17 protein-coding genes and 1 pseudogene are annotated in these 19,595 nt (G+C 69.8%); 9 read left to right on the top strand and 9 right to left on the bottom strand.

Annotation, left to right across the window (positions count from 1 at the left end; all coding sequences use genetic code 11):
- Window positions 1-115: 115 nt before the first annotated feature.
- Window positions 116-784: pseudogene (locus ACFHNC_RS18810) on the bottom strand (cell division ATP-binding protein FtsE); the annotation flags it as partial.
- 117 nt (window positions 785-901) lie between these two features.
- On the opposite strand from ACFHNC_RS18810, the gene ACFHNC_RS18805 reads away from it, so the two are divergent.
- Window positions 902-1,369 (top strand): zinc-ribbon domain-containing protein, encoded by a 468-nt coding sequence (locus ACFHNC_RS18805; protein ID WP_437170776.1) that lies wholly within the window; start codon window positions 902-904, stop codon window positions 1,367-1,369.
- On the opposite strand, the gene ACFHNC_RS18800 is transcribed toward ACFHNC_RS18805, so the two are convergent.
- From ACFHNC_RS18800 to ACFHNC_RS18780, 5 genes are all read right to left on the bottom strand, one after another.
- Window positions 1,366-3,015 carry a diguanylate cyclase gene (locus ACFHNC_RS18800; RefSeq protein ID WP_437170775.1) on the bottom strand — a complete coding sequence of 550 codons (1,650 nt, stop codon included), beginning with the start codon at window positions 3,013-3,015 and terminating at the stop codon, window positions 1,366-1,368. The genes ACFHNC_RS18805 and ACFHNC_RS18800 overlap by 4 nt on opposite strands.
- A 220-nt stretch (window positions 3,016-3,235) precedes the next feature.
- Complete coding sequence (locus ACFHNC_RS18795; protein ID WP_437170774.1) at window positions 3,236-4,834, bottom strand: ABC transporter substrate-binding protein; 1,599 nt, start codon at window positions 4,832-4,834, stop codon at window positions 3,236-3,238.
- A 12-nt stretch (window positions 4,835-4,846) separates the two neighbouring features.
- Complete coding sequence (locus ACFHNC_RS18790) at window positions 4,847-5,671, bottom strand: polysaccharide deacetylase family protein (RefSeq protein ID WP_437170773.1); 825 nt, start codon at window positions 5,669-5,671, stop codon at window positions 4,847-4,849.
- 13 nt (window positions 5,672-5,684) lie between these two features.
- A complete protein-coding gene (locus ACFHNC_RS18785; protein ID WP_437170772.1) occupies window positions 5,685-6,455 on the bottom strand; it encodes an SDR family NAD(P)-dependent oxidoreductase in 771 nt (256 codons plus the stop codon).
- Window positions 6,448-7,212, bottom strand: a complete 765-nt coding sequence (locus ACFHNC_RS18780; RefSeq protein WP_437170771.1) for an SDR family NAD(P)-dependent oxidoreductase — start codon at window positions 7,210-7,212, stop codon at window positions 6,448-6,450. Before ACFHNC_RS18780 ends, ACFHNC_RS18785 begins: the two co-directional genes overlap by 8 nt.
- A 98-nt stretch (window positions 7,213-7,310) precedes the next feature.
- Here ACFHNC_RS18780 and ACFHNC_RS18775 point away from each other — a divergent pair, with 98 nt between their 5' ends.
- The 3 genes from ACFHNC_RS18775 to ACFHNC_RS18765 all read left to right on the top strand — a co-directional run bounded on the left by ACFHNC_RS18775 (window position 7,311) and on the right by ACFHNC_RS18765 (window position 9,447).
- A complete protein-coding gene (locus ACFHNC_RS18775; protein ID WP_437170770.1) occupies window positions 7,311-7,673 on the top strand; it encodes a hypothetical protein in 363 nt (120 codons plus the stop codon).
- Window positions 7,670-8,815, top strand: a complete 1,146-nt coding sequence (locus tag ACFHNC_RS18770) for a thiolase family protein (RefSeq protein ID WP_437170769.1) — start codon at window positions 7,670-7,672, stop codon at window positions 8,813-8,815. Before ACFHNC_RS18775 ends, ACFHNC_RS18770 begins: the two co-directional genes overlap by 4 nt.
- A gap of 62 nt (window positions 8,816-8,877) precedes the next feature.
- On the top strand, window positions 8,878-9,447 hold the full coding sequence (locus ACFHNC_RS18765) for a hypothetical protein (protein ID WP_437170768.1): 570 nt from the start codon (window positions 8,878-8,880) through the stop codon (window positions 9,445-9,447).
- Window positions 9,448-9,450: 3 nt separating this feature from the next.
- On the opposite strand, the gene hemN is transcribed toward ACFHNC_RS18765, so the two are convergent.
- Together hemN and ACFHNC_RS18755 are read right to left on the bottom strand one after the other, a co-directional pair.
- Entirely contained in the window at window positions 9,451-10,791 is a 1,341-nt protein-coding gene (hemN, locus tag ACFHNC_RS18760) for an oxygen-independent coproporphyrinogen III oxidase (protein WP_437170767.1), read from the bottom strand.
- 93 nt (window positions 10,792-10,884) lie between these two features.
- Complete coding sequence (locus ACFHNC_RS18755) at window positions 10,885-12,372, bottom strand: phospholipase D-like domain-containing protein (protein WP_437170766.1); 1,488 nt, start codon at window positions 12,370-12,372, stop codon at window positions 10,885-10,887.
- A gap of 254 nt (window positions 12,373-12,626) precedes the next feature.
- Between ACFHNC_RS18755 and ACFHNC_RS18750 the strand changes: the two genes are divergently transcribed.
- The 5 genes from ACFHNC_RS18750 (at window position 12,627) to ACFHNC_RS18730 (ending at window position 18,271) form a co-directional block, all read left to right on the top strand.
- A complete protein-coding gene (locus ACFHNC_RS18750; protein ID WP_437170765.1) occupies window positions 12,627-13,940 on the top strand; it encodes an NAD(P)/FAD-dependent oxidoreductase in 1,314 nt (437 codons plus the stop codon).
- Between the two features lie 76 nt (window positions 13,941-14,016).
- Window positions 14,017-14,376: a DUF5368 domain-containing protein gene (locus tag ACFHNC_RS18745; RefSeq protein WP_437170764.1), complete on the top strand. Its 360-nt coding sequence runs from the start codon at window positions 14,017-14,019 to the stop codon at window positions 14,374-14,376.
- A 125-nt stretch (window positions 14,377-14,501) separates the two neighbouring features.
- Window positions 14,502-15,578, top strand: a complete 1,077-nt coding sequence (locus ACFHNC_RS18740) for a tartrate dehydrogenase (RefSeq protein ID WP_437170763.1) — start codon at window positions 14,502-14,504, stop codon at window positions 15,576-15,578.
- Window positions 15,579-15,918: 340 nt separating this feature from the next.
- On the top strand, window positions 15,919-17,400 hold the full coding sequence (locus ACFHNC_RS18735) for a SulP family inorganic anion transporter (protein ID WP_437170762.1): 1,482 nt from the start codon (window positions 15,919-15,921) through the stop codon (window positions 17,398-17,400).
- A 16-nt stretch (window positions 17,401-17,416) separates the two neighbouring features.
- Window positions 17,417-18,271: a universal stress protein gene (locus tag ACFHNC_RS18730; protein ID WP_437170761.1), complete on the top strand. Its 855-nt coding sequence runs from the start codon at window positions 17,417-17,419 to the stop codon at window positions 18,269-18,271.
- Window positions 18,272-18,313: 42 nt separating this feature from the next.
- Here the strand turns inward: ACFHNC_RS18730 and ACFHNC_RS18725 are convergent, their stop codons facing one another.
- Window positions 18,314-19,591, bottom strand: coding sequence for an ABC transporter substrate-binding protein (locus ACFHNC_RS18725; protein ID WP_437170760.1), 1,278 nt, complete (start codon window positions 19,589-19,591; stop codon window positions 18,314-18,316).
- Window positions 19,592-19,595 lie beyond the last annotated feature (4 nt).

Here is a 19,595-nt window from a genome sequence, read left to right as displayed (position 1 = left end):
GCGGGTCCGTGGGATGGGCATCCTCCGCCGGCGGCGCTTCCGGCCAGGCGCCGGGATGGCCTTCCGGGTCATAGCCCTCGGCCGAGTCGACGCCGCGGGCGCCATCCACGTCATGCAGCCTGCCGTCGTGCAGCAGCAGGGACGGGGCGGGGAAGCGGGAGACGAGGTCCTCGTCATGGGTCGCCACCACCACGGTGGTGCCCAGGCGGTTCATTTCCCGCAGCAGGGCCAGCAGGCGGCGGGCCTGGTGGCTGTCCAGGTTTCCGGTCGGCTCATCCGCCACCAGCAGGGCCGGGCGGTGCACCACGGCGCGGGCGATGGCGATGCGCTGCTGTTCGCCGCCCGAAAGCTCCGGCGGCAGCGCCTCCGCCCGTGCCGACAGGCCGACCCAGCGCAGCATTTCCGTCACATCGGCACGCAGCGAGGCTTCCGGCCGCCCGGCCAGGCGCAGCGGCAGCGCCACGTTGTCGAAGGCGGACAGGTAGGGCAGCAGGCGGAAATCCTGGAACACCACGCCGATCCGCCGCCGCACCGGCGCCAGCGCGGCGCGGCGGGCCTGGGCGGTGCGCAGGCCCAGCACCTCCACCTCCCCCCGTGTGGGGCGCAGCGCCAGATGCATCAGGCGCAGCACCGAGGATTTGCCCGCCCCGGAGGGGCCGAGCAGCCAGGTGAAGGACCCCTGGGGCAGCGCGAAGGTCACATCGACCAGCGCCTCCGGCCCCCATGATCCGGTATGCGGGCCACCGCCGGGGTAGCGGAGGCCGACCGCCTCGAAGCGTACCATCGGCCCTGTCTGCCACGCAGCGGGCGTGGCGCCAAATGATGCTGGCGTGGCGATGCGACATTAGCCGCCGCTTCGTGGCTGGACGCCGGACGCGCGGCGCCGCAAAACTGCGACCACATGCGAATTTCCTGCCCGAAATGCAGCGCCGAATACGATGTCCCGGACCAGGCGCTGGCCGCCGGGCCACGGATGCTGCGCTGCGCCCGCTGCGGCCACAGCTTCCGGGCCGCGCTGCCGGAGCCGCCGGCCGCCGAGCCGGCGCCCGCGCCGCGACCCGAGTCGCAGATGAACGCGCGGGCCGAGCGGCCCGCCGAGCCCGTGGCCCCCCCGGCGCCCCAACCGCCGCCCGACCCACCGCTGCCCCGCCCGGCCCCGCTGCGCAGCCCACTGCCGCCCGGCGCCGCGGCGGAGGACAGGCTTGCCCTGGCCCCGTCCAGCCCGCCGGACCGCTTCGCGGTGGCCGGGTGGGTGTTGACGGTGCTGGTGCTGGGGTTGGCGGCTTATGCGGGCTACGTGTTCCGCGCCGAGGTCATGGAAGCCTGGCCGCCCGCGCAGCGGCTGTATGCGCTGCTGGGCCTGGGTTAACGCGACAGGTTGCTGGCGCGCATCTCCTTCGGCGCCTCGCTCACCATCCGCAGTTCCACCCGGTTGCGCCCCTTGGCCTTGGCCAGGAACACCGCCGCATCGGCCCGCTGCAACAATTCCTCGGGCGAGACATCGCCCGCCAGCAGGCTGGTGACGCCGAGGCTGGCGGTCAGCCTCGCCGGCACCTCGTCCCCATTCAGCAGGAAGCTGTGCCGGGCGATGGCGGCGCGCAGCGCCTCGGCGAGCGATGCGCCCTCCGCCGCACCGGCGCCGGGCAGGGCGATGGCAAAGATCTCCCCGCCCAACCGGCCGAAATGCGCCGGCAGGTCCTTCAACTGGGCGCGGCCGATCTGCGTCACGGCCTGCAGCGCGGCATCACCGGCGGCGTGGCCGCGCATATCGTTCAGCGGGCGGAAATGGTCCAGGTCCATCACCACCAGCGCCAGCTTGCCGCCCTGCCGACGCGCCTCGACGAAGGCCTCGCGCAGCCGGCACAGGAAATGGCCGCGATTGCCGATGCCGGTGAGGTGGTCCGTCTCCGCGCGGTGGCGCAGCTCCGCGGTCTGTGCGGCGACCTCGGCGGTCAGGCGGATGTTGCTTTCGGCCAGCAGCGTCTCCGCCTCCCGCCGCTCGCTCAGAAGGGCCATCAGCACCAGCGCGTTGGTCGCCATCAGCACGATCATCATGCCCACCGCCCGCAGCGGGTTGGCGACCAGCTCCGGCTGGAACGGGCCAAGCCCGGCCAGCGTGCCCACCGTCGCCACCACCGAGATCAGCGTCAGCAGGCTGTAGGCGGCACGGAGCGAGATGCGGAGCGTGACCCAGGTGACCGGAATGGTCAGCAGCACCACCGCCTCCGGCTGCACCAGGGCGGCGGCCGGGGGCGGCAGGGCGAAGACCAGGGTGGCGAGGCCGGCCGCGGCGGCCAGCACCGCGCGGTCGCCAATGGCCGGGGCACCCCGTGAGCCATCGGCCAGGATGCGTCGCGCGGGGGAGGTCGGGGTGCGCTCGATCCCCATCCACAGCAGCAGCGTCGGCGCGAAGAAGAACACGCCGCCCGCCTCGCACAGCGCCCAGCGGGAAAACACCGAATAGGCGGCCTCCACCGACAGGCCGCCGGCGAGCAGCAGCCCCGCCGTGCCGCCGGCCGCCGTCAGCACCGCCTGCAGCACGACGCAGCCTGCAACGAAGCCGAGCACGCCGCGCAGCCGCGTGAAGAGGCCGGTCGGCGGCCGCAGCGCCCGCGTCAGCAACGCACCGGCCAGCGGCCCGAGGCTGTTGGACAGGGAAATCAGCACGGAGGTCAGCAGGCTGGCATCCAGCAGCAGCCAATTGACCGCGAAGGAGCCGAGGAACAGACCCGGCACCAGCCGCGCGCCGCCCATCAGGCAGGCGACCGCGGCGATGCCGGCCGGCAGCCAGATCGGCGCCGGGAACAGCCCATATTGCCCGAAGAAGGTGCCGACCGCCGCGCCAAGGCCGGCATAGAGCAGCGCCGCCACCAGATTGCCCAGCAGCAGCCGGCCCGGCCCGGCCAGAACCAGGCGCCGCGCTTCCGCCGGGGCTGCTGGCCGGGGCTTGTACGGCGCCAGGGGCGAGGCTGCGACGGCACTGGGGCCAAGACAGCCCTGGGCTGCGTATGGCATCGGGTCGGTGGATCTCACTCGTCGCTGGATGCGGGCAGGACGTCGAGTTGCGCCAAGCCCGCCATGCGCGGCCGGGTCAAACGATCACGCACAGCGCAAGAAGACTGCCACCACCAGGACTGCGCTGCAACATCAGGTTGTCCAGCAGATCGTTACGAGACAGGCCGCGTGCATTGCGGCGGGTGCCGCAATGCCGGGCCGCAGACCGCGCCCCCGCTGTTTAGCGGGCCGGCTTCTCGATGTTCCAGATCACCGGGAAGCCGAAATCGATCACGCCGCGCAGCTCGGCCCGCCAGACGGCCGGGCTGCGGAACTGGCCGGCGATTGGGAAGGTGGCGTTTTCGAAGGAGATCTTCTGCAACTGCGCCGCCAATTCGCGCCGCTTCGCCGGGTCGCCCTCGGCCTCGAACTGCGCCAGCACCGGGGACATCTCGTCCACGCAATAGCCCCAGGGCTGGTTGTCCGTGCAGTTGAAGCCGACGCCCATGTTGGACAGAGGGTTCGCCAGATCGAAGCCGGTATAGACCACCGGCACGATGTTCCAGCCGCCCTGGTCCAGCGGCTGGCGCTGCACCCAGCGCTGCGCGATGGAGGCCCAGTCGCTGGCCTGCACATCCAGGTTGAAGCCGGCGCGCTTCAGCCGGTCGATCATCACCAGGCCGTAGGGGTTCAGCAGCGGGCTGTCCGCCGGGTGCAGCAGCACTACGCGTTCATTGTTGTAGCCGGCCTGTTGCAGCAGGGCGCGGGCGGCATCGAGGCTCGGGCGCTGGATCAACTCGCTGCCCAGCGTGCTGGAATAGGGCGCGCCGCACATGAACAGGCTGGCGCAATCGGGCTGGCCCAGGCCTTCCCCGAAGCCGGCGCCGGCCAGCACCTCCGTCCGGTCAAGCGCCTGCTGCACGGCGCGGCGCATCAGCACGTTGTTGAAGGGTGGCAGGTAGTGGTTGAGGCTGGCGCAATACATCAGCGTCGCTTGGCCACCGGCCTCGGCGATCTTCATCTGGCGGTTGGTGCGCAGGCGCGGCAGGTAGTCCACCGGCGCGTATTCCAGATAGTCCACTTCGCCGGTCTGCAGCGCCGCGACGCGCAGGCCAGGGTCGGCCATCGTCGCCATCTCGACGCGATCGAGCTTCACCACCTTGCCGCCGGCCAGGCCATCCGCCGGCTCATCCCGCGGCACGTAGTTCGCGTTGCGGGTGAAGCTGGCGCGCTCGCCGGGGATCCAGTTGGCGCGCTGGAAAATGAAGGGGCCGGAGCCCATGATCTCCTGCACCTGCTGCGAGGGCGGCGTGCCGTTGGCGATGCGCGCCGGCATGATGAAGGGCACATGGACGGAGGGTTTTCCCAGCGCCTCCAGCACGCCGCCGAAGGGCTTGGCCAGCTTCAGCGTGAATTTGCGGGCATCCGTCGCCGTCAGGCTTTCGGTGGACGCCATCAGGCGCCGGCCGATGGAATCGCGGCCGCCCCAGCGCTTCAGGGACGCGACGCAATCCTCCGCCGTCACCGGGCTACCGTCATGGAAGGCGAGGCCCGGACGTAGTGTGAACGTCCATGTCAGCGTGTCGCCACTGATCTCCCAGCCGGCCAGCATCTGCGGCTTGTACTCGCCGCGGCCGTTCATCGAGACGAGCGTGTCGAAGACAAGGTACGCAAAATTGCGGGTGACGAAGCTGGGGCTGGAGATCGGGTCCAGGTTCTGCAACCCGACATTGGTGATGAAGCGGAATGGCGCCGCCTGCGCCTGGGCGCGCGAGGATGCGCCGGCCGAGAGAATGGTGATGCCGGCGCCCGCAAGGGCCTGTCGCCTGGTGATCTGCATGGTCGTCTCTCCTCAGCGGGTTTCCTGGGCGGCCCAGGCTTCGGCAATTTCGGTGCAGCTCGCGAACCATACGCCCTCGAAGCCACGGATGAAGGCGATCATTTCGCGTAGCAGGGCGATGCGGCTGGGGCGGCCCGTCAATTGCGGGTGCATGACCAGGTTGTAGAAGCCGCCCCAGCGGTGGATTTCCTTGAATTCCTCCTGCCAGACCTCGCGGATGTGGCTGTTGGTCATGATCGGGCGCGGCGTCTTCACGCTGAACAGCACGAAGGGCGCGTCATCCAGGCTCCAGTGATAGGGCAGTTCCACCAATTGCCGGCCGCCATCCGGATGCGGCAGGCGATAGGGATTCACATCGCCCATCATCGAGCTGTCATACAGGAAGCCGTGCTTGTCGAGCTGCCGCACCAGCTCATCCGTCGTTTCCCCGGCCGGGGACCGGTAGCCCTTCGGCACCACGCCGAGCACGCGCTTCAGGCTGTCTAGGCCCTTCTCCATCTCCTCAATGTCCTTCTCCGGCGCGTCCGGATCGGGCCAGGCGTGGGAATAGCTGTGGTGGCCGATTTCGTGGCCGGCCTTCAGGATCATCTCGGCGCGGTCGGTGTGGTGTTCCACGGTCCAGCCGGGGATGAAGAAGGTGCCCTTCACGCCGGCATCCTCCAGCGTCTCCAGGATTTTCGGCACGCCGACGCGGGCGCCATAGACGCCCTGGCTCAGCGTGCCGGGGCGGCGGGCGTTGGAGGGGTCGCGCGACAGCCACAGTGTTTCCGCATCGAAGTCGAAGGTCAGCGCCACGGCGCAGCGTGCGCCGTTCGGCCATTTCACGCTCATGTCCATTCTTGGCGTCTCCCTATTCACGCGGCGCGTTGCGGGCTTCGAGCCAGCCGCCATCCACTGCCAGCACCTGCCCCGTCACGAATGATGCGTCGGTGGAAACGAGGAAGGCGATCACACTCGCCACCTCCTCCGGCGTGCCGGCGCGGCGCAATGGTGCGGCCTGCACCATGCCGCTTACATACCAGCCATCGCGCAAAAAGCCTTCGGTCATCGCCGTCTCGATCACCCCGGGCGCCACCGCATTCACCCTTATGCCCTGCGGCCCGACCTCCGCCGCCAGCGTTCGCGTGGCCTGCGCGACGCCGGCTTTGGCTACCGCATAGGCCATGGTGCCGGGATGGCCGGCGATGCCGAAGATGGAGGCGACATTCACCACCCTCCCGCCTGGCCGCCCGCCCGGCCGCGGCAGATGCGGCAGCACATCGCGCGTCACCCGCAGCACCGCGCCGAGATTCACATCGAGGAAACGCGCAATCAGCGCATCATCCGATTGATCCAGCCGGCGCGATCCGCCGATGCCGGCATTGTTCACCAGCATGTCGATGCGCCCGAAGGCGTCCAGCGCCGCCTGCACAATGCGCGAACCGGCATCGGGCGCTGCGACATCCAGCATCAGCGACGCCGCGCCGAGTGCCGCCGCCGTGGCCAGCACGGCCTCATCCCGATCCACCAGCAGCACATTCGCGCCATCGGCGCGTAGCCTAGCAGCCGTGGCAGCCCCGATGCCGCGGGCGGCGCCGGTGACGATCGCGGCCTGCCCGGCAAAGCGGGCGGGGTCAGGCAAGCCGGCCACCATCGATCGGCAGCGCCGCGCCGTTGATGTAGCTGGCCGCATCGCTCAGCAGGAACAGCACCGCGGCCGTGACCTCATGCACCTCGCCGAATCGGGCGGAGGGGTTCTTGGCGCGGAACATCGCCTCCACGCCGGCCGCACGATCGCCGAGTTGTTCGAAGACGCCGCGCAGCATCGGCGTCTCGATCTGGCCGGGGCAGACGGTGTTGGCGCGGATGCCCTGCATGGCGTGGCCGGTGGCGACGCTGCGCGTCATCAGCACCACCGCGCCCTTGCTGGCGGAGTAGGTCGGGAACACCGCATTGCCGACGATGCCGGAGCCCGACGCGATGGTCACCACCGCACCGCCGCCCGCCGCTTCCATGCGCGGCAGCAGCGCCTTGAGCGCGAGCCAGGTGCCCTTCACGTTCACCGCAAAAACCTGGTCGAACTCGGCTTCGGTCACCTCCGGCAGCGGCCGCGTCGGGCCAAGCATGCCGGCGGCGGTGACCAGCAGCGTGGCCGGGCCGATCGCATCGAGTGCGGCCACGGCACGGTCCATATCCGCGGCGCTTGTCACATCGCCCACCACCGCCTGCGAACCGGCGCAGCTTGCGGCGGTCTCCTCCAGCCCCGCCGCGTCGCGGTCGAACAGCACCAGCCGGGCGCCTTCCGCCGCCAGCGCCAGCGCGGCATCGCGGCCGAGGCCCGAGGCGGCGCCGGTGACCAGGCCGATGCGGCCGGTGAAGCGAAGCGGCGTGTCCGGCATGGCGAAGTGAACTCCTTGCGGCGTTCCACCACGATCCGGCCAGTATCCCGCGCGGTCAAGGGGCGTCTATCCTGCAGGCCGCAACGGGAGTGAACGTCTTGAACCTGCGCGAGCCCACCCTCTATGCCCCCGCAGCGCATGGCGACGGCGCGGTGCTGCTGGCGCTGCGCGATCCGGCCAGCGGCGCGCTGAGTTTTCCGAGATCCGCTTACGGTCCGCGAACGCTGGAAAAGGTGGAGCTCAGCGGCCACGCAACCCTGCTGGCCTGCATCACGCTGCACCAGCCGGTTCTGCCGGGCGTGGTGCCGCCATTGGTGGTGGCGCGGTTGCAACTCGCCGAAGGCCTGATGGTGGATGGCGTGCTGGATGCCACGGCGGAACCGCCGCCGGGCACGAAGATGCGTGCGGTTCTGGTGGCGGAGGATGGAGCACTGGTCTGCCGCTTCCGGCCCAGCGCATGAGCGGGCTTGCCAGCCTTCGCCCGGTGCGCGTCGTCGGCATCGGGATGCATCGCTACCAGTTCGCCAGCGACACGCCCTACATCACCTTGGGCCTGACAGCGCTGCGCGCGGCGCTGGAGGATGCCGGGCTGGGCTGGCCGGATATCGAGGCCGCGATGGTCGGCACCGCCGGCCTCGGCATGGCGGCAGGGCGCGTGATGCTGCGGCATATGGGTGCAACCGGGCTGGAAGTGATGCAGGTGGAGAACGCCTCCGCCTCCGGCTCCTCCGCCTTTCGCATGGCCTGCCTGCTGGTGGGCAGTGGGCAGCGCGACATCGTACTGGCGCTGGGCGTGGACAAGCACGGCTCCTCGCAGCGCGCGCTGGACAAGGACGGGCTGGCGCGCCTCTCGCCGACGGATCACAGCCCGCTGGTGGAATTCGCCCTGCTCGCCCGCCTGTGGCGGGACCGCCACGGGCTGCGGCCAGTGGATATGGCGCGCGTCGCGGTGAAGAACCACGGCAGCGCCGCGCGCAACCCCTTCGCCCAGTTCCGCAAGCCGCGCACGCTGGAACAGGTCCTGGCCTCCGCTCCCGTTGCCGGCGACCTCACCGCGCTGCAATGCTGCCCACGCGGGGAAGGTGCGGCGGCCGTCATCGTGGCGAGTGAGGCGGCGATGGCGCGCCTGAAGCTGGACCGCCGCCGCGCCATCCGCGTGCTGTCCTCCACCGCCAGCAGCGAGGGGGCAGCAGTGCCCGGCGACTTCGCCATGCTGGAGATGGTGCGGCAATCCGGGCTGGAGACCCTGCGCCAGGCCGGCATCGGCGCGGAAGATCTGGATATCGTCGAGTTGCACGACGCCTTCAGCGTCGAGGAGATTGTCTATGCCGAGGCGCTCGGCCTGTGCCCGCCCGGGGAAGCCGCCGCGCGGCTGCGCGATGGCGCGTGGGAGATCGGCGGACGCTGCGCGGTGAATCCCTCCGGCGGGTTGATCGGCATGGGCCACCCGATCGGCCCCACCGGCATCGGCCAGGTGGCGGAGATCGTGCGTCAGTTGCGCGGGGAGGCGACGGGCCGGCAGCAGCCGGGCGCACGCACCGCGATGGCGCATATGATCGGCCTCGGCGCCGTCGCGGTGGGGCATGTGTTGCAACGCGAATGACCCGTGCCCCGGCGCGCGCGCTGCGCTAGGATGTGGTCTCTTGCCTTGAGGGAGTGGATTGCATGAGCCAGGAATTCCTCGACGATCGCCGTCGCGCGCTGGAGGAAGCCTTTTTCGCGCGGGAGACCGAGGCCTGGCGCCAGCGCCAGCGCGAGGAAGCCGCGGCGGCGTCGCGGCGTGAGGGCCTGCAGGCCGCCTCCGGTATCACCGACACGGCGCTGCTGGACCGACTGGCGGCGCAGGGGCTGGAAGCCTCCACCCTCGCGGCGCTGTCGCTGGTGCCGCTGGTGATGGTGGGCTGGGCGGATGGGTCGCTGGATGAGAAGGAACGCGCGGCGCTGCTGCGTGCGGCGGCGGAATCCGGCCTCGGTGCCGATAGCCCGGCGCAGCGTTCGCTGACGCAGTGGCTCTCCGCGCCGCCGCCGCCGGCGCTTCTGGAAACCTGGTCCGACTACATCCGCGCCAGCACCGCCGGCATGGATGCGGCGGCGCGGCAGGCGCTGAAATCCGGTCTGCTGGACCGCGCGCGGGGCGTGGCGGAGGCGGCCGGTGGCTTCCTCGGCCTCAGTGCCCGTATTTCGCCGGCCGAACAGGCGATGCTGGCGAAGCTGGAGCGCGCCTTCGAGGCGTAGCGGTCAGACGGCGGTGGAATGCCGCCCGGCGCGCGCCAGATGCGCGTCGAAGGCGGCGGCGGCGAGGCGGAGGAAGGGCGCACCCTCCGCTGTCATCGCCACCACGCCATCCTCCAGCGTCAGGATGCCGGCGTCCCGCAGCGCCACCAGCTCCGCCCACGCCGTCGCCAGCAGTTCGGGCGGCGGGCGCACGGTGAAGTCGCACATCAACCGCTCGATCACCGCCCCGCGCGCACGATCCTCCGCCGTGATCGCCAGGCCGCGCGCGATGGGCAGCACGCCCACGGCCACGCTGCGGCGCCAGGCACCGGTCTCCGCCACATTCTGCACGAAGCCCTGCGGCAGCCTGCCGATGGAGGAGGCGCCAAGGCCGAGCAGCGCATCCGCCACATCGGTCGTATAGCCCTGGAAGTTGCGGCGCAGCGTGCCGGTGCGCGCGGCCTGTGCCATCGGGTCCTGCGGGCGCGTGAAGTGATCCAGCCCGATGGCGACATAGCCCAGCCCATCCAGCAGCGCGCGCGCCATACGCGCCTGTTCCAGACGTTCCGCCACGCCGGGCAGCGCGGCCTCGTCGATCAGGCGCTGGTGCTTCTTCATCCACGGCACATGCGCATAGCCGAACAGCGCGATGCGATCGGGCGCCAAGCTGTGCGCCAGGCGGATGCTGTGCGCGAGGCCCGTCACGCCCTGCAGCGGCAGGCCATGGATCAGGTCGAAATTGATCGACGCGATGCCGGACTCGCGCAGGAATTCCACGCTGGCCTGCACCAGTTCGAAGGGCTGCACGCGGCCGATGGCGTGCTGCACTGCCGGGTTGAAGTCCTGCACGCCAAGGCTGGCGCGCGTCACACCCAACTGCGCCAGCTTGCGCGCCAGGCTGCGGGTCAGGCTGCGTGGGTCGAGCTCGATGGCGTGTTCGGCCAGGCCGGAGAGGTCGAAATGCGCGGCCAGCCCGGCCATCACGCGGTCCAGCCCGGCCTCCCCCAGCATGCTCGGCGTGCCGCCGCCCCAATGCAGATGCGTCACGCGCCGCGCCGGCGTCGCGGCGGCGAGCAGGCGGATCTCGGCCAGCAGTGATTCGACATAGGCATCAAGCGGCGCCTGCTGCCGCGTCACCTTGGTGTGGCAGCCGCAATAGGTGCACATCGCCGCGCAATAGGGCACGTGCAGATATAGCGAGAGCGTCGCCGAGGGATCCTGCGCCGCCAGCCAGCCGGTGTAGTCGGCAGGTCCGATGCCGGCATGGAAATGCGGCGCGGTGGGGTAGGAGGTGTAGCGCGGCACGGATCGCTCGGCCAAGGCGAGGCGGGTGGTGTCCAGGGCGCGCGGATGGGTGCTGCTCATGCCGCCGAGCCTAGTCAGGGCGGCGCGACGGTACCTTGATATGCGTCAAGCAGGCGGCCGCGATGCGGATCAAGCGCTCGGCCGCGATGCGGGTCAAGCAGGCGGCCGCGCCTGGCGCAGCCGGCTGAAGCGGCGGAACAGGCCGCGCTTGTCGGGCGCCTCGAACATCTCGTCCGGGCCTTCCGGGTCCAGCACCTCGTGGTCCGCCAGCCAGGCCTCCACGGCCGAGAGGTCCGGCGTTTCATAGGCCGCCAGGCTGCGGCCGGGGCCGCGCAAACCCTCGATGGTGGCGATCAGCGATCCGGTCTCGGCAAGGCGCGCCGCCACGGCATCCACCGTCACGCCCAGATGCTCGGCCAGCAGCCCGTTCCGCACCGCGGCGATGGTGGGGCCGAGGTCGGGCTGGCCCGGCAGCGCGGCATCGATCACCACGTCGCATTCCGTATCCAGCCGCAGCGAGCGGTTGTTCATGTTGGAGGAGCCGACGCGCAGCACGCGGTCATCCACCACCATGATCTTCGCATGCACATAGATCGGCTGCCCGCCTGCCGTCTCTGGATGGTAGATGCGGAAGCGGCCGTGATGGTCCAGGCGGCGCAGCGCCTCCCGCAGCCTGGCGCGGGCGGAATCCATGGCGATCGGCTCCAGCCAACCCTGCGCGCTCAGCGGGTTCACCAGCACGATCTCCGGACCATCCGGCTCCGCCAGGCGGCGGGCGATCGCCTCCGCGATGCGGCGGGACGCGAAGTATTGGCTTTCCGCGTAGATCATGCGGCGGGCGGAGGCGATGAGGTCGAGATACAGGCGCTCCACCTCCAGGATCGCGCTCCGGTCCGGCATCTCGGGCTGGCTGCGGGCGATGCCCACCGCCACGTTGCGGAACTGCGCCGGCAAGCCCTCCGGCCAGCAATCGCCGCTGCGGGTGACGGGGGCGAGGCTGCCGCCGCCGGCCTGTTCCCAGCGGTCCCGCGCCAATTCGCCGATCGCCGCCGCCGCCGGGCCTTCCAGTGCCGTGGTCGCATCATGCCAGGGCTTGTGCGGCGCGCCGCCGGGCCGGACCCGGCGCGGGTCCTCATCCGGATGGTCGCGCGTGTCCCAGCGGTCCGCGGTCATGTCGATGCCGCCGCAGAAGGCGAGGCAATCATCGATCACGACAATCTTCTGGTGGTGCGAGGCGGCGGGCGGATGCGCGCTGTCGAGGCGGGAGGTGATGCGCGGATGCATCTTCCAGCGCAGCAGCGTCAGCAACGTGGAGCCGCGGAACAGCGTCTTCAGCGCGCCGAGGTCCCAGTGCAGAAGGCAGATCTCGAGGCTCGGCCGGCGCTTGACCAGCCACAGGATGAAAGCGCCGAGGCTGCGCGGCGCATCCGGCGAATCCTCGCCCGGGATCAGGTCGATCCGCGCATCGAAATCCCAGCCGATCAGCAGGATGCGATGCTGCGCCTCCATCATGGCGCTGCGGGCGGCGCGGAAGTAGTTCGCGGCGTCGATGATGACGGTGGCCCGCGTCGCCTGCTTGATGCGCCAGCAATTGGTGCCGGGCTGCAGGGTGGCGGGGGCGGGGTCCTGGGAAGCCTCCATGGGGTCCATTGGATCGGGCGGCGCGCTGGCGTCAAGGCGCCGGGGTGTGACGGGGCGGGTGCGCCTCCAGCGCGTTGCGACCGCGCGGGTTCCGTCGCAGGGCGATTTTGGCGGTTCCCTGGCGCTTGCGTGCCGCCCATGCGCGTCAGGCTTTCCCGAGGCGGGTTGATCTGGCGCAAGTTTCCTCCACCAAGTTCATATATTCGTATGTGTGAATAGAAAAGGCCTGGCAAGCGCCGGCAGGAGGAAACCCAATGGCCCTACCACCAAGCACCCTGAGCCGGCGCGGCCTGCTGGCGGCTGCCGCCGCGCTCGGCCTCGCGCCCGCAGTGCCGGCATCCGGGCAGGCACCGCTTCGGACCCCGGCCCGCATCCTCATCCTCGGCGCCGGCGCCGCGGGGCTGGCCGCCGCGTCCCGCCTGACGCAGCGGCTGGAGGGGGCGCAGATCACGCTGATCGACCGGCGGCGGGAACATGTCTACCAGCCCGGCCTGACCCTGGTCGCGGCCGGGCTGAAGGGTCCGGGCTACGTCCTTTCCGCCACGCGGGACTACATCAACGGCCGCGTCTCGCTGATCGAGGACGCCGTCGCGGAGATCGACCCGGTTGGCCGCAGCGTCACCACCGAGGGCGGGCGGCGGATTGCCTATGACTACCTGATCGTCGCCACCGGCCTGCAGCTGGACTACGCGGCGATCGAGGGCATGGATGTCGCGCGCATCGGCCGGGACGGGCTGGGCAGCGTCTATGCCGGGGCGGAGCAGGCGGCGGCAACCTGGCGGGCGATGTCCGACTTCGCCGATCGTGGCGGCACGGGCCTGTTCCTGCGGCCGGCGACGGAGATGAAATGCGCCGGCGCGCCGCTGAAATACGCCTTCCTGACCGATGACATCCTGCGCCGCCGCGGCAATCGTGGGAAGGCGGAGCTGGTCTACAACGCGCATAACCGCGTGCTGTTCTCCGTGCCCATCGTCTCCGAGAGGCTGCGGATGCTGTATGCGGATCGCGGCATCCGCGTGAACCACGACCATGTGCTGCGCGCGATCGACCCCGGCCGGCGCATCGCCACCTTCCGCACGCCGCAGGGCGACCAGGAACTCGGCTACGACTTCATCAATGTGGTGCCGCCGATGCGCGCGCCGGCGGTGGTCCGCAATTCACCGCTCGCCTGGCAGACCGGCCCCTTCGCCGCCGATGGCTGGGCGGAGGTGGATCGCGGCACGCTGCGCCACGCCCGCTTCCCGGAGGTGTTCTGCATCGGCGATGTCGCCGGCGTGCCGAAGGGCAAGACGGCGGCGAGCGTGAAATGGCAGGTGCCGGTCGCGGTGGACCATCTGATTGGAACGATCGAGGGGCGCGAAAGTCCGGCCCGCTACAATGGCTATACCTCCTGCCCGATGATCACGCGCATCGGCCGGGCGATGCTGGTGGAGTTCGACTACAACGACAATCTCGTGCCGTCCTTCCCCGGCCTGATCGCGCCGCTGGAGGAGCTGTGGGTCACCTGGATCATCAAGGAGGTGGGCCTGAAGCCAACCTACCTCGCCATGCTGCGCGGCCGCGCATGAGAGGCCGTTTGAAAACACCGGCGGGTCCTCAGCCGCCGGCATTCTCAAACGGTCACTGAGCCAAGGGAGATAGATCATGCAGGATTTCGAAATCTGGATGTTCCTCGCCGTGTTCCAGGAAATGCTGGGCTGGGCGATCTGGCCGATTGCGGTGCTGTGCGTGCTGGCGACGCTGGCGCTTGGCGTGGTGCTGCTGCGCGACCGCCGCCTGGTGGCGCCGCGCCTGCTGCGGGCGGAACTGCTGGGCGTGCTGGGTGGCCTGGCCGCGGTGGCGGCGATGTTCGCCATCACCAACTCCTGGCCCGGCGACATGGGCGGGCCGACCGACTGGCTGCTGGCGATCGGCATTTTCGTCGCGGGCGGCCTCGGCACCGCCATCGCCGCCTATGCGGTGGCCGGCCTGTTCGCGGGCCGGCCGGGCGCCACGGTCCGCTGATCCGGCGCCGGTCCGGGGCTGCCGCACCGAATTGACGCCAGCCCCGGGCGCCGCATAGCTTGCGGCCCTCATGCCCGGGCCTTTCCGGCTGACGGCATCGGGCGAGCACGGATCAGGATATCGTCATGCGAAACTACCGGATCGCCGCCATGGGTGGTGATGGCATCGGCCCCGAGGTGATCGCCGCGGGCGTCGAGGCGCTGAAGGTCTGCGTCGAGCGCGATGGCGGCTTCACGCTGGACTTCACCGATTTCGACTGGGGCTCCGACTACTACCGCAAGCATGGCGTGATGATGCCGGCGGATGGTGCGGATCAGCTTCGCAAATTCGACGCCATCCTGTTCGGCGCCGTCGGCGCGCCCGACATTCCGGACCATGTCACGCTGTGGGGCCTGCGGCTCGCCATCTGCCAGCCGCTCGACCAATACGCCAATGTCCGCCCGACCCGCGTGCTGCCCGGCATCACCAGCCCGCTCCGCAACGTCTCCGGCCCCGAGCTGGACTGGGTGATCGTGCGGGAGAATTCGGAGGGTGAATACTCCGGCGTCGGCGGCCGCGTGCATCGTGGCCTGCCGATCGAGGTAGCGCAGGACGTCTCCGTGATGACGCGCGCGGGCGTGCAGCGGATCATGCGCTATGCCTTCCGCCTGGCGCAGGGCCGGCCGCGCAAGCTGCTGACCGTGGTGACGAAGTCCAACGCGCAGCGCCACGCCATGGTGATGTGGGACGAGATCGCGGCCGAGGTCGCGGCTGAATTCCCGGACGTCACCTGGGATAAGATGCTTGTGGATGCGATGACCATGCGGATGGTGATCAAGCCCGGAACCATCGACACCATCGTGGCCACGAACCTGCATGCGGACATCCTGTCGGACCTCGCGGCGGCGCTGGCGGGTTCGCTCGGCATCGCGCCGACGGCGAACATCAACCCGGAACGCGACGCGCCTTCGATGTTCGAGCCGATCCATGGTTCCGCCTTCGACATCACCGGCAAGGGCATCGCCAACCCGGTCGCCACCTTCTGGACCGCGGCGATGATGCTGGAGCATCTTGGCGAGAAGCCGGCCGCGGACCGGCTGATGCGCGCGGTGGAGCGGGTGACGGCGGATGCCGCGCTGCACACGCCGGATTTGGGCGGGACCGCAACGACGCGACAGGTGACGGATGCGGTCTGCGCGGCGTTGCGGGCGGCGAACGACTAGCCGGCGGCCGCCGCGCCCTTCACAGGGGGCGCATCCCTGCCCCTCTCACCCAACCCTCTTCCCCCGTCGGGGGAGAGGGTTTTTTGCGTTGGTGGGGGCTTTGGCAACGCGGCATCGCGCGAGAAAGTGGCTGCAAAACGGTTGTGCGCCGCAGCGAAACTCTGTTACAGCCGGGGCATGACAATGAACGCGCCGCCCTGAACCCGGATTGATATGTGCCGCCTTCGGCACGTGTCGCCCGATCTTCGGCTTTTGCCGTGGCCGCGCCTTTTCATCAATTTGCCCTGTTCCGGTCCCGGCCGAACACGCCGCTTGGCGGGCATCGCTCCCGGAGTACCTTATGAATCTGTCCCGAATCCGAGCCGAATGGTTCTCGAACATCCGCGCCGATATCCTGGCCGGAACCGTGGTGGCCCTCGCGCTCATTCCGGAAGCGATCGCCTTCTCCATCATCGCGGGCGTCGATCCGAAGGTGGGCCTCTACGCCTCCTTCTGCATTGCCGTCATCATTGCCTTCACCGGCGGCCGCCCGGCCATGATCTCGGCCGCCACCGGCGCCATGGCGCTGCTCATGGTGACGCTGGTGCGCGACCATGGCCTGCAATACTTGCTGGCCGCGACCATCCTGTGCGGCATTCTTCAGATGATTGCCGGTACGCTGAAACTCAGCGTGCTGATGCGCTACGTCTCACGTTCCGTCATGACCGGCTTCGTCAATGCGCTCGCCATCCTGATTTTCATGGCGCAGCTTCCGGAGCTGATCGGCGTCACCTGGGTGACCTATGTCATCGTGGCCGTCGGACTCGGCATCATCTACCTGCTGCCGCTGCTGACCAAGGCGATCCCCTCGCCACTGGTGGCCATCGTGCTGCTGACGGCGGTGGTCATGTGGTTCGGGCTGGATGTCCGCACCGTCGGCGACATGGGCGAGCTGCCCTCGGAACTGCCGGCTTTCTTCCTGCCGAATGTCCCGCTGACGCTGGAGACGCTGTGGATCATCCTGCCGACCTCACTGACGCTTGCCGTGGTGGGCCTGCTGGAATCCTTCATGACCGCGCAGATCGTCGATGAGCTGACCGATACCGGCTCCAACAAGGTCCGTGAGAGCTACGGCCAGGGCATCGCCAATGTCGTCTCCGGCTGCTTCGGCGGCATGGCGGGCTGCGCGATGATCGGGCAGTCGGTCATCAACGTGCAGTCCGGTGGCCGCGGGCGGCTTTCCACGCTGTGGGCGGGCCTGTTCCTGCTGTTCCTGATCCTGGTGCTGGCGGATCTGGTGCGAGAAATCCCGATGGGGGCGCTGGTGGCCGTGATGATCATGGTCTCGATCGGCACCTTTTCCTGGAAGTCGCTGACCGACCTGCGCGTTCACCCGAAAAGCTCCTCCATCGTCATGCTGGCCACCGTCGCGGTGACGGTGGTGACGCATGACTTGGCGCAGGGCGTGCTGGTGGGCGTGCTGCTGTCCGGCATCTTCTTCGCCCGCAAGGTCGCCAACATCTTCCGGATCAAGTCGGAACTGTCGGCGGATGGCATGCAGCGCACCTACACCGTGACCGGCCAGATCTTCTTCGCCTCCGCCGAAAGCTTCGGCGAGGCGTTCGACTTGAAGGAGGCGATCGAGCGGGTGGTGATCGACGTCTCCGGCGCCCATATCTGGGACCTGACGGCGGTTGCGGCATTGGACCGGGTGGTGCTGAAGTTCCGCCGTGAGGGTACGGAAGTGGAGCTTCTTGGCTTGAACGAAGCGAGCGCCACGCTGGTGGACAAGCTCGCCACGCATGACAAGCCGGGCGCTTCCGACGCACCGGCGCTGCATTAAGGGAACGGACACGGCCATGGCGCGAATTCTTGCCTGCACGGATGGATCGATCTACGCCGAGAGCATCCTCGACCACGCCGCCTGGGCCGCTTCCCGCATGGGCGGCGCCTCGGTGCGCGTCCTGCACGTGCTGGACCGCGCGACGGCGGATGCGCCGGTGGACCGCAGCGGTGCGCTGGGGGTGAATGCCTCGGAGGAATTGCTGCGCGAGTTGGCGGAGCTGGACGCGGCGCGCGGCAAGGTTTCGCTGCGCCGTGCCCGCGCGCTACTGACGGCTGCGGAAAGCCGGCTGAAGGCGGCCGGCGTGGCGGAGGTCACCACCGTGCAGCGGCACGGCGTGCTGGTGGACACCGTCGTCGAATTCGAAAGCGAGGCCGATCTGCTGGTGGTGGGCAAGCGCGGCGAGGCGGCGAATTTCGCCGTCGGCCACCTGGGCGCCAACCTCGAACGGGTGCTGCGCTCCAGCAGCCTGCCGGTGCTCGTCGCCTCCCGCGCCTTCAAGCCGATCACGCGCTTCGCCATCGCCTATGATGGCGGCCGGTCCGGCCAGCAGGCCGTGGCCTATGCCGCCGGCACTGCATCACTGGATGGGCTGGAATGCCATCTGGTGACCGTCACGACGGATGAAGCGGCGGGGCGGGCGCTGCTGGCGGAGCCGGCGAAGCAGCTCGAAGCCGCCGGCAAGACGGCAAAGCTGACAGTGCTGCGGGGCGATCCCGAGACAGCCATCGCCGGTCATGTCGTGACCGCCGGCATCGACCTGCTGGTGATGGGCGCCTATGGCCACGGCCGGCTGCGCAACATGATCGTCGGCAGCACCACCACCGCGCTGCTGCGGAGCTGTAAGATTCCGGTGCTGGTCTTCCGCTGAAAGGGCACGGCCCGGCTTCCGCCGGGCCGCACCATCCGCGGATTACGCCCGCATCATGCTGCCGGTCTGCTGCACCATGCGCTGCAGCCCGGCTTCCGGCGCCATGTCGCCGCGCATCACGCCGGTGAGGATTTCCTGCTGCATGCGATGGATGCGCGGGCCGTTGGCGCCGTAATCCTCCCACGGCAGGGACTTGTCCGCCTGCATCGCGGCGCTGCGGGCGTTCGGGTTCTGCTGATACCAGCCGCCGAGGAATTCGGCGCCCTCCGCGCGGCGGTTGGTGGGCAGGTAGCCGGTCATTTCCACCGCCACCTTCTGCGCCTCCGGCCCGGCGCTGTACTTCACATACTTCCAGGCTGCGTCCCGCTTCGCGGCGTCGCGCGTCAGGATCACCGCCGCATTGCCGCCGGTCGGCACGCCGCCATTGGCCGCGTCCGTGATGGGGAAGGGCGCCGTGCGCAGCGGGAAGCGGCCGCCGACCAGGCCGGTGATGACGCCGAGGCGTGCCGGGCTGTCGAAGATCACGCCGGTGCCGCCGGTGCCGAATTGCTGGCGGTTCTGGTCGGCGCCGATCAGCCCCATGCCCGCATCGGCCACGAAGCGCCGCGCCAGCACCATCGCCGCCTGGCCAGCCGGGCCGCCGAAGCCGACGCTGCCATCGGCGTTCAACATGCGCCCGCCGCCCTGCTGCACCAACGCCTGCCACAGCCAGTCGCTGTCGAAGGAGTTGATGTAGTAGGACACGCCCATCGCGTCCGGCACCGCCGCCTTGATGCGGCCGCCGAGTGCCACCACGGCATCCCAGTCCTTAGGGAAGTTCTCCGGATCGCCACCGGCGCGGCGCACCAGTTCCGGATTGTAGTAGGCGATGGGGGAGGAGGCGTTGAACGGCATGCCGTATTGCGTGCCATCCACCTGGCCCAGCGCCAGCATCCGCGCGCTGAAATTGGCGTCCTTCCATTCCGCGCCCTCGGCCGCGATCAGCGGCGCGAGATCGGCGATCTGGTTGCGCGGCGCCAGGGTGCGCGCCAGTTCCGGCAGGCGGTTGAAGCCGGGGAAGGTCACGTCCGGCAGCTGGTTGGTCAGCGCGCCGCGCAGCAGCGCCTGGTGCTGCTCGTCGTAATTCGGCGCGGGCTGGCGGAAGGCGATGCGGATGCCCGGATTGGCCCGGGTGAAGGCCTCCGCGATCGGGGTGAAGAAGCGCGCGAAGGACGGGTTGGCGAACAATACGTCCAGCGTCACCTGGCCCTGCGCGCGGCCGATGGCGGGGGCCGCGAGCAGCGCGGCGCCGGTGGCAAGAAGGGTTCTGCGGGTTGTCATCTGG

Origin of the sequence: Falsiroseomonas sp. E2-1-a4, from assembly GCF_051433165.1 — a bacterium.
Classification (GTDB): domain Bacteria; phylum Pseudomonadota; class Alphaproteobacteria; order Acetobacterales; family Acetobacteraceae; genus Falsiroseomonas.
This window is presented reverse-complemented; position numbering and strand designations above follow the sequence as displayed.

Excerpts from the sequence above, each read along its gene's own strand:
- ACFHNC_RS18805 (WP_437170776.1), top strand. The coding sequence starts at position 902 with ATGCGAATTTCCTGCCCGAAATGCAGCGCCGAATACGATGTCCCGGAC.
- ACFHNC_RS18800 (WP_437170775.1), bottom strand. The coding sequence starts at position 3,015 with ATGCCATACGCAGCCCAGGGCTGTCTTGGCCCCAGTGCCGTCGCAGCC.
- ACFHNC_RS18795 (WP_437170774.1), bottom strand. The coding sequence starts at position 4,834 with ATGCAGATCACCAGGCGACAGGCCCTTGCGGGCGCCGGCATCACCATT.
- ACFHNC_RS18790 (WP_437170773.1), bottom strand. The coding sequence starts at position 5,671 with ATGGACATGAGCGTGAAATGGCCGAACGGCGCACGCTGCGCCGTGGCG.
- ACFHNC_RS18780 (WP_437170771.1), bottom strand. The coding sequence starts at position 7,212 with ATGCCGGACACGCCGCTTCGCTTCACCGGCCGCATCGGCCTGGTCACC.
- ACFHNC_RS18770 (WP_437170769.1), top strand. The coding sequence starts at position 7,670 with ATGAGCGGGCTTGCCAGCCTTCGCCCGGTGCGCGTCGTCGGCATCGGG.
- ACFHNC_RS18765 (WP_437170768.1), top strand. The coding sequence starts at position 8,878 with ATGAGCCAGGAATTCCTCGACGATCGCCGTCGCGCGCTGGAGGAAGCC.
- hemN (WP_437170767.1), bottom strand. The coding sequence starts at position 10,791 with ATGAGCAGCACCCATCCGCGCGCCCTGGACACCACCCGCCTCGCCTTG.
- ACFHNC_RS18755 (WP_437170766.1), bottom strand. The coding sequence starts at position 12,372 with ATGGAGGCTTCCCAGGACCCCGCCCCCGCCACCCTGCAGCCCGGCACC.
- ACFHNC_RS18750 (WP_437170765.1), top strand. The coding sequence starts at position 12,627 with ATGGCCCTACCACCAAGCACCCTGAGCCGGCGCGGCCTGCTGGCGGCT.
- ACFHNC_RS18745 (WP_437170764.1), top strand. The coding sequence starts at position 14,017 with ATGCAGGATTTCGAAATCTGGATGTTCCTCGCCGTGTTCCAGGAAATG.
- ACFHNC_RS18740 (WP_437170763.1), top strand. The coding sequence starts at position 14,502 with ATGCGAAACTACCGGATCGCCGCCATGGGTGGTGATGGCATCGGCCCC.
- ACFHNC_RS18735 (WP_437170762.1), top strand. The coding sequence starts at position 15,919 with ATGAATCTGTCCCGAATCCGAGCCGAATGGTTCTCGAACATCCGCGCC.
- ACFHNC_RS18730 (WP_437170761.1), top strand. The coding sequence starts at position 17,417 with ATGGCGCGAATTCTTGCCTGCACGGATGGATCGATCTACGCCGAGAGC.
- ACFHNC_RS18725 (WP_437170760.1), bottom strand. The coding sequence starts at position 19,591 with ATGACAACCCGCAGAACCCTTCTTGCCACCGGCGCCGCGCTGCTCGCG.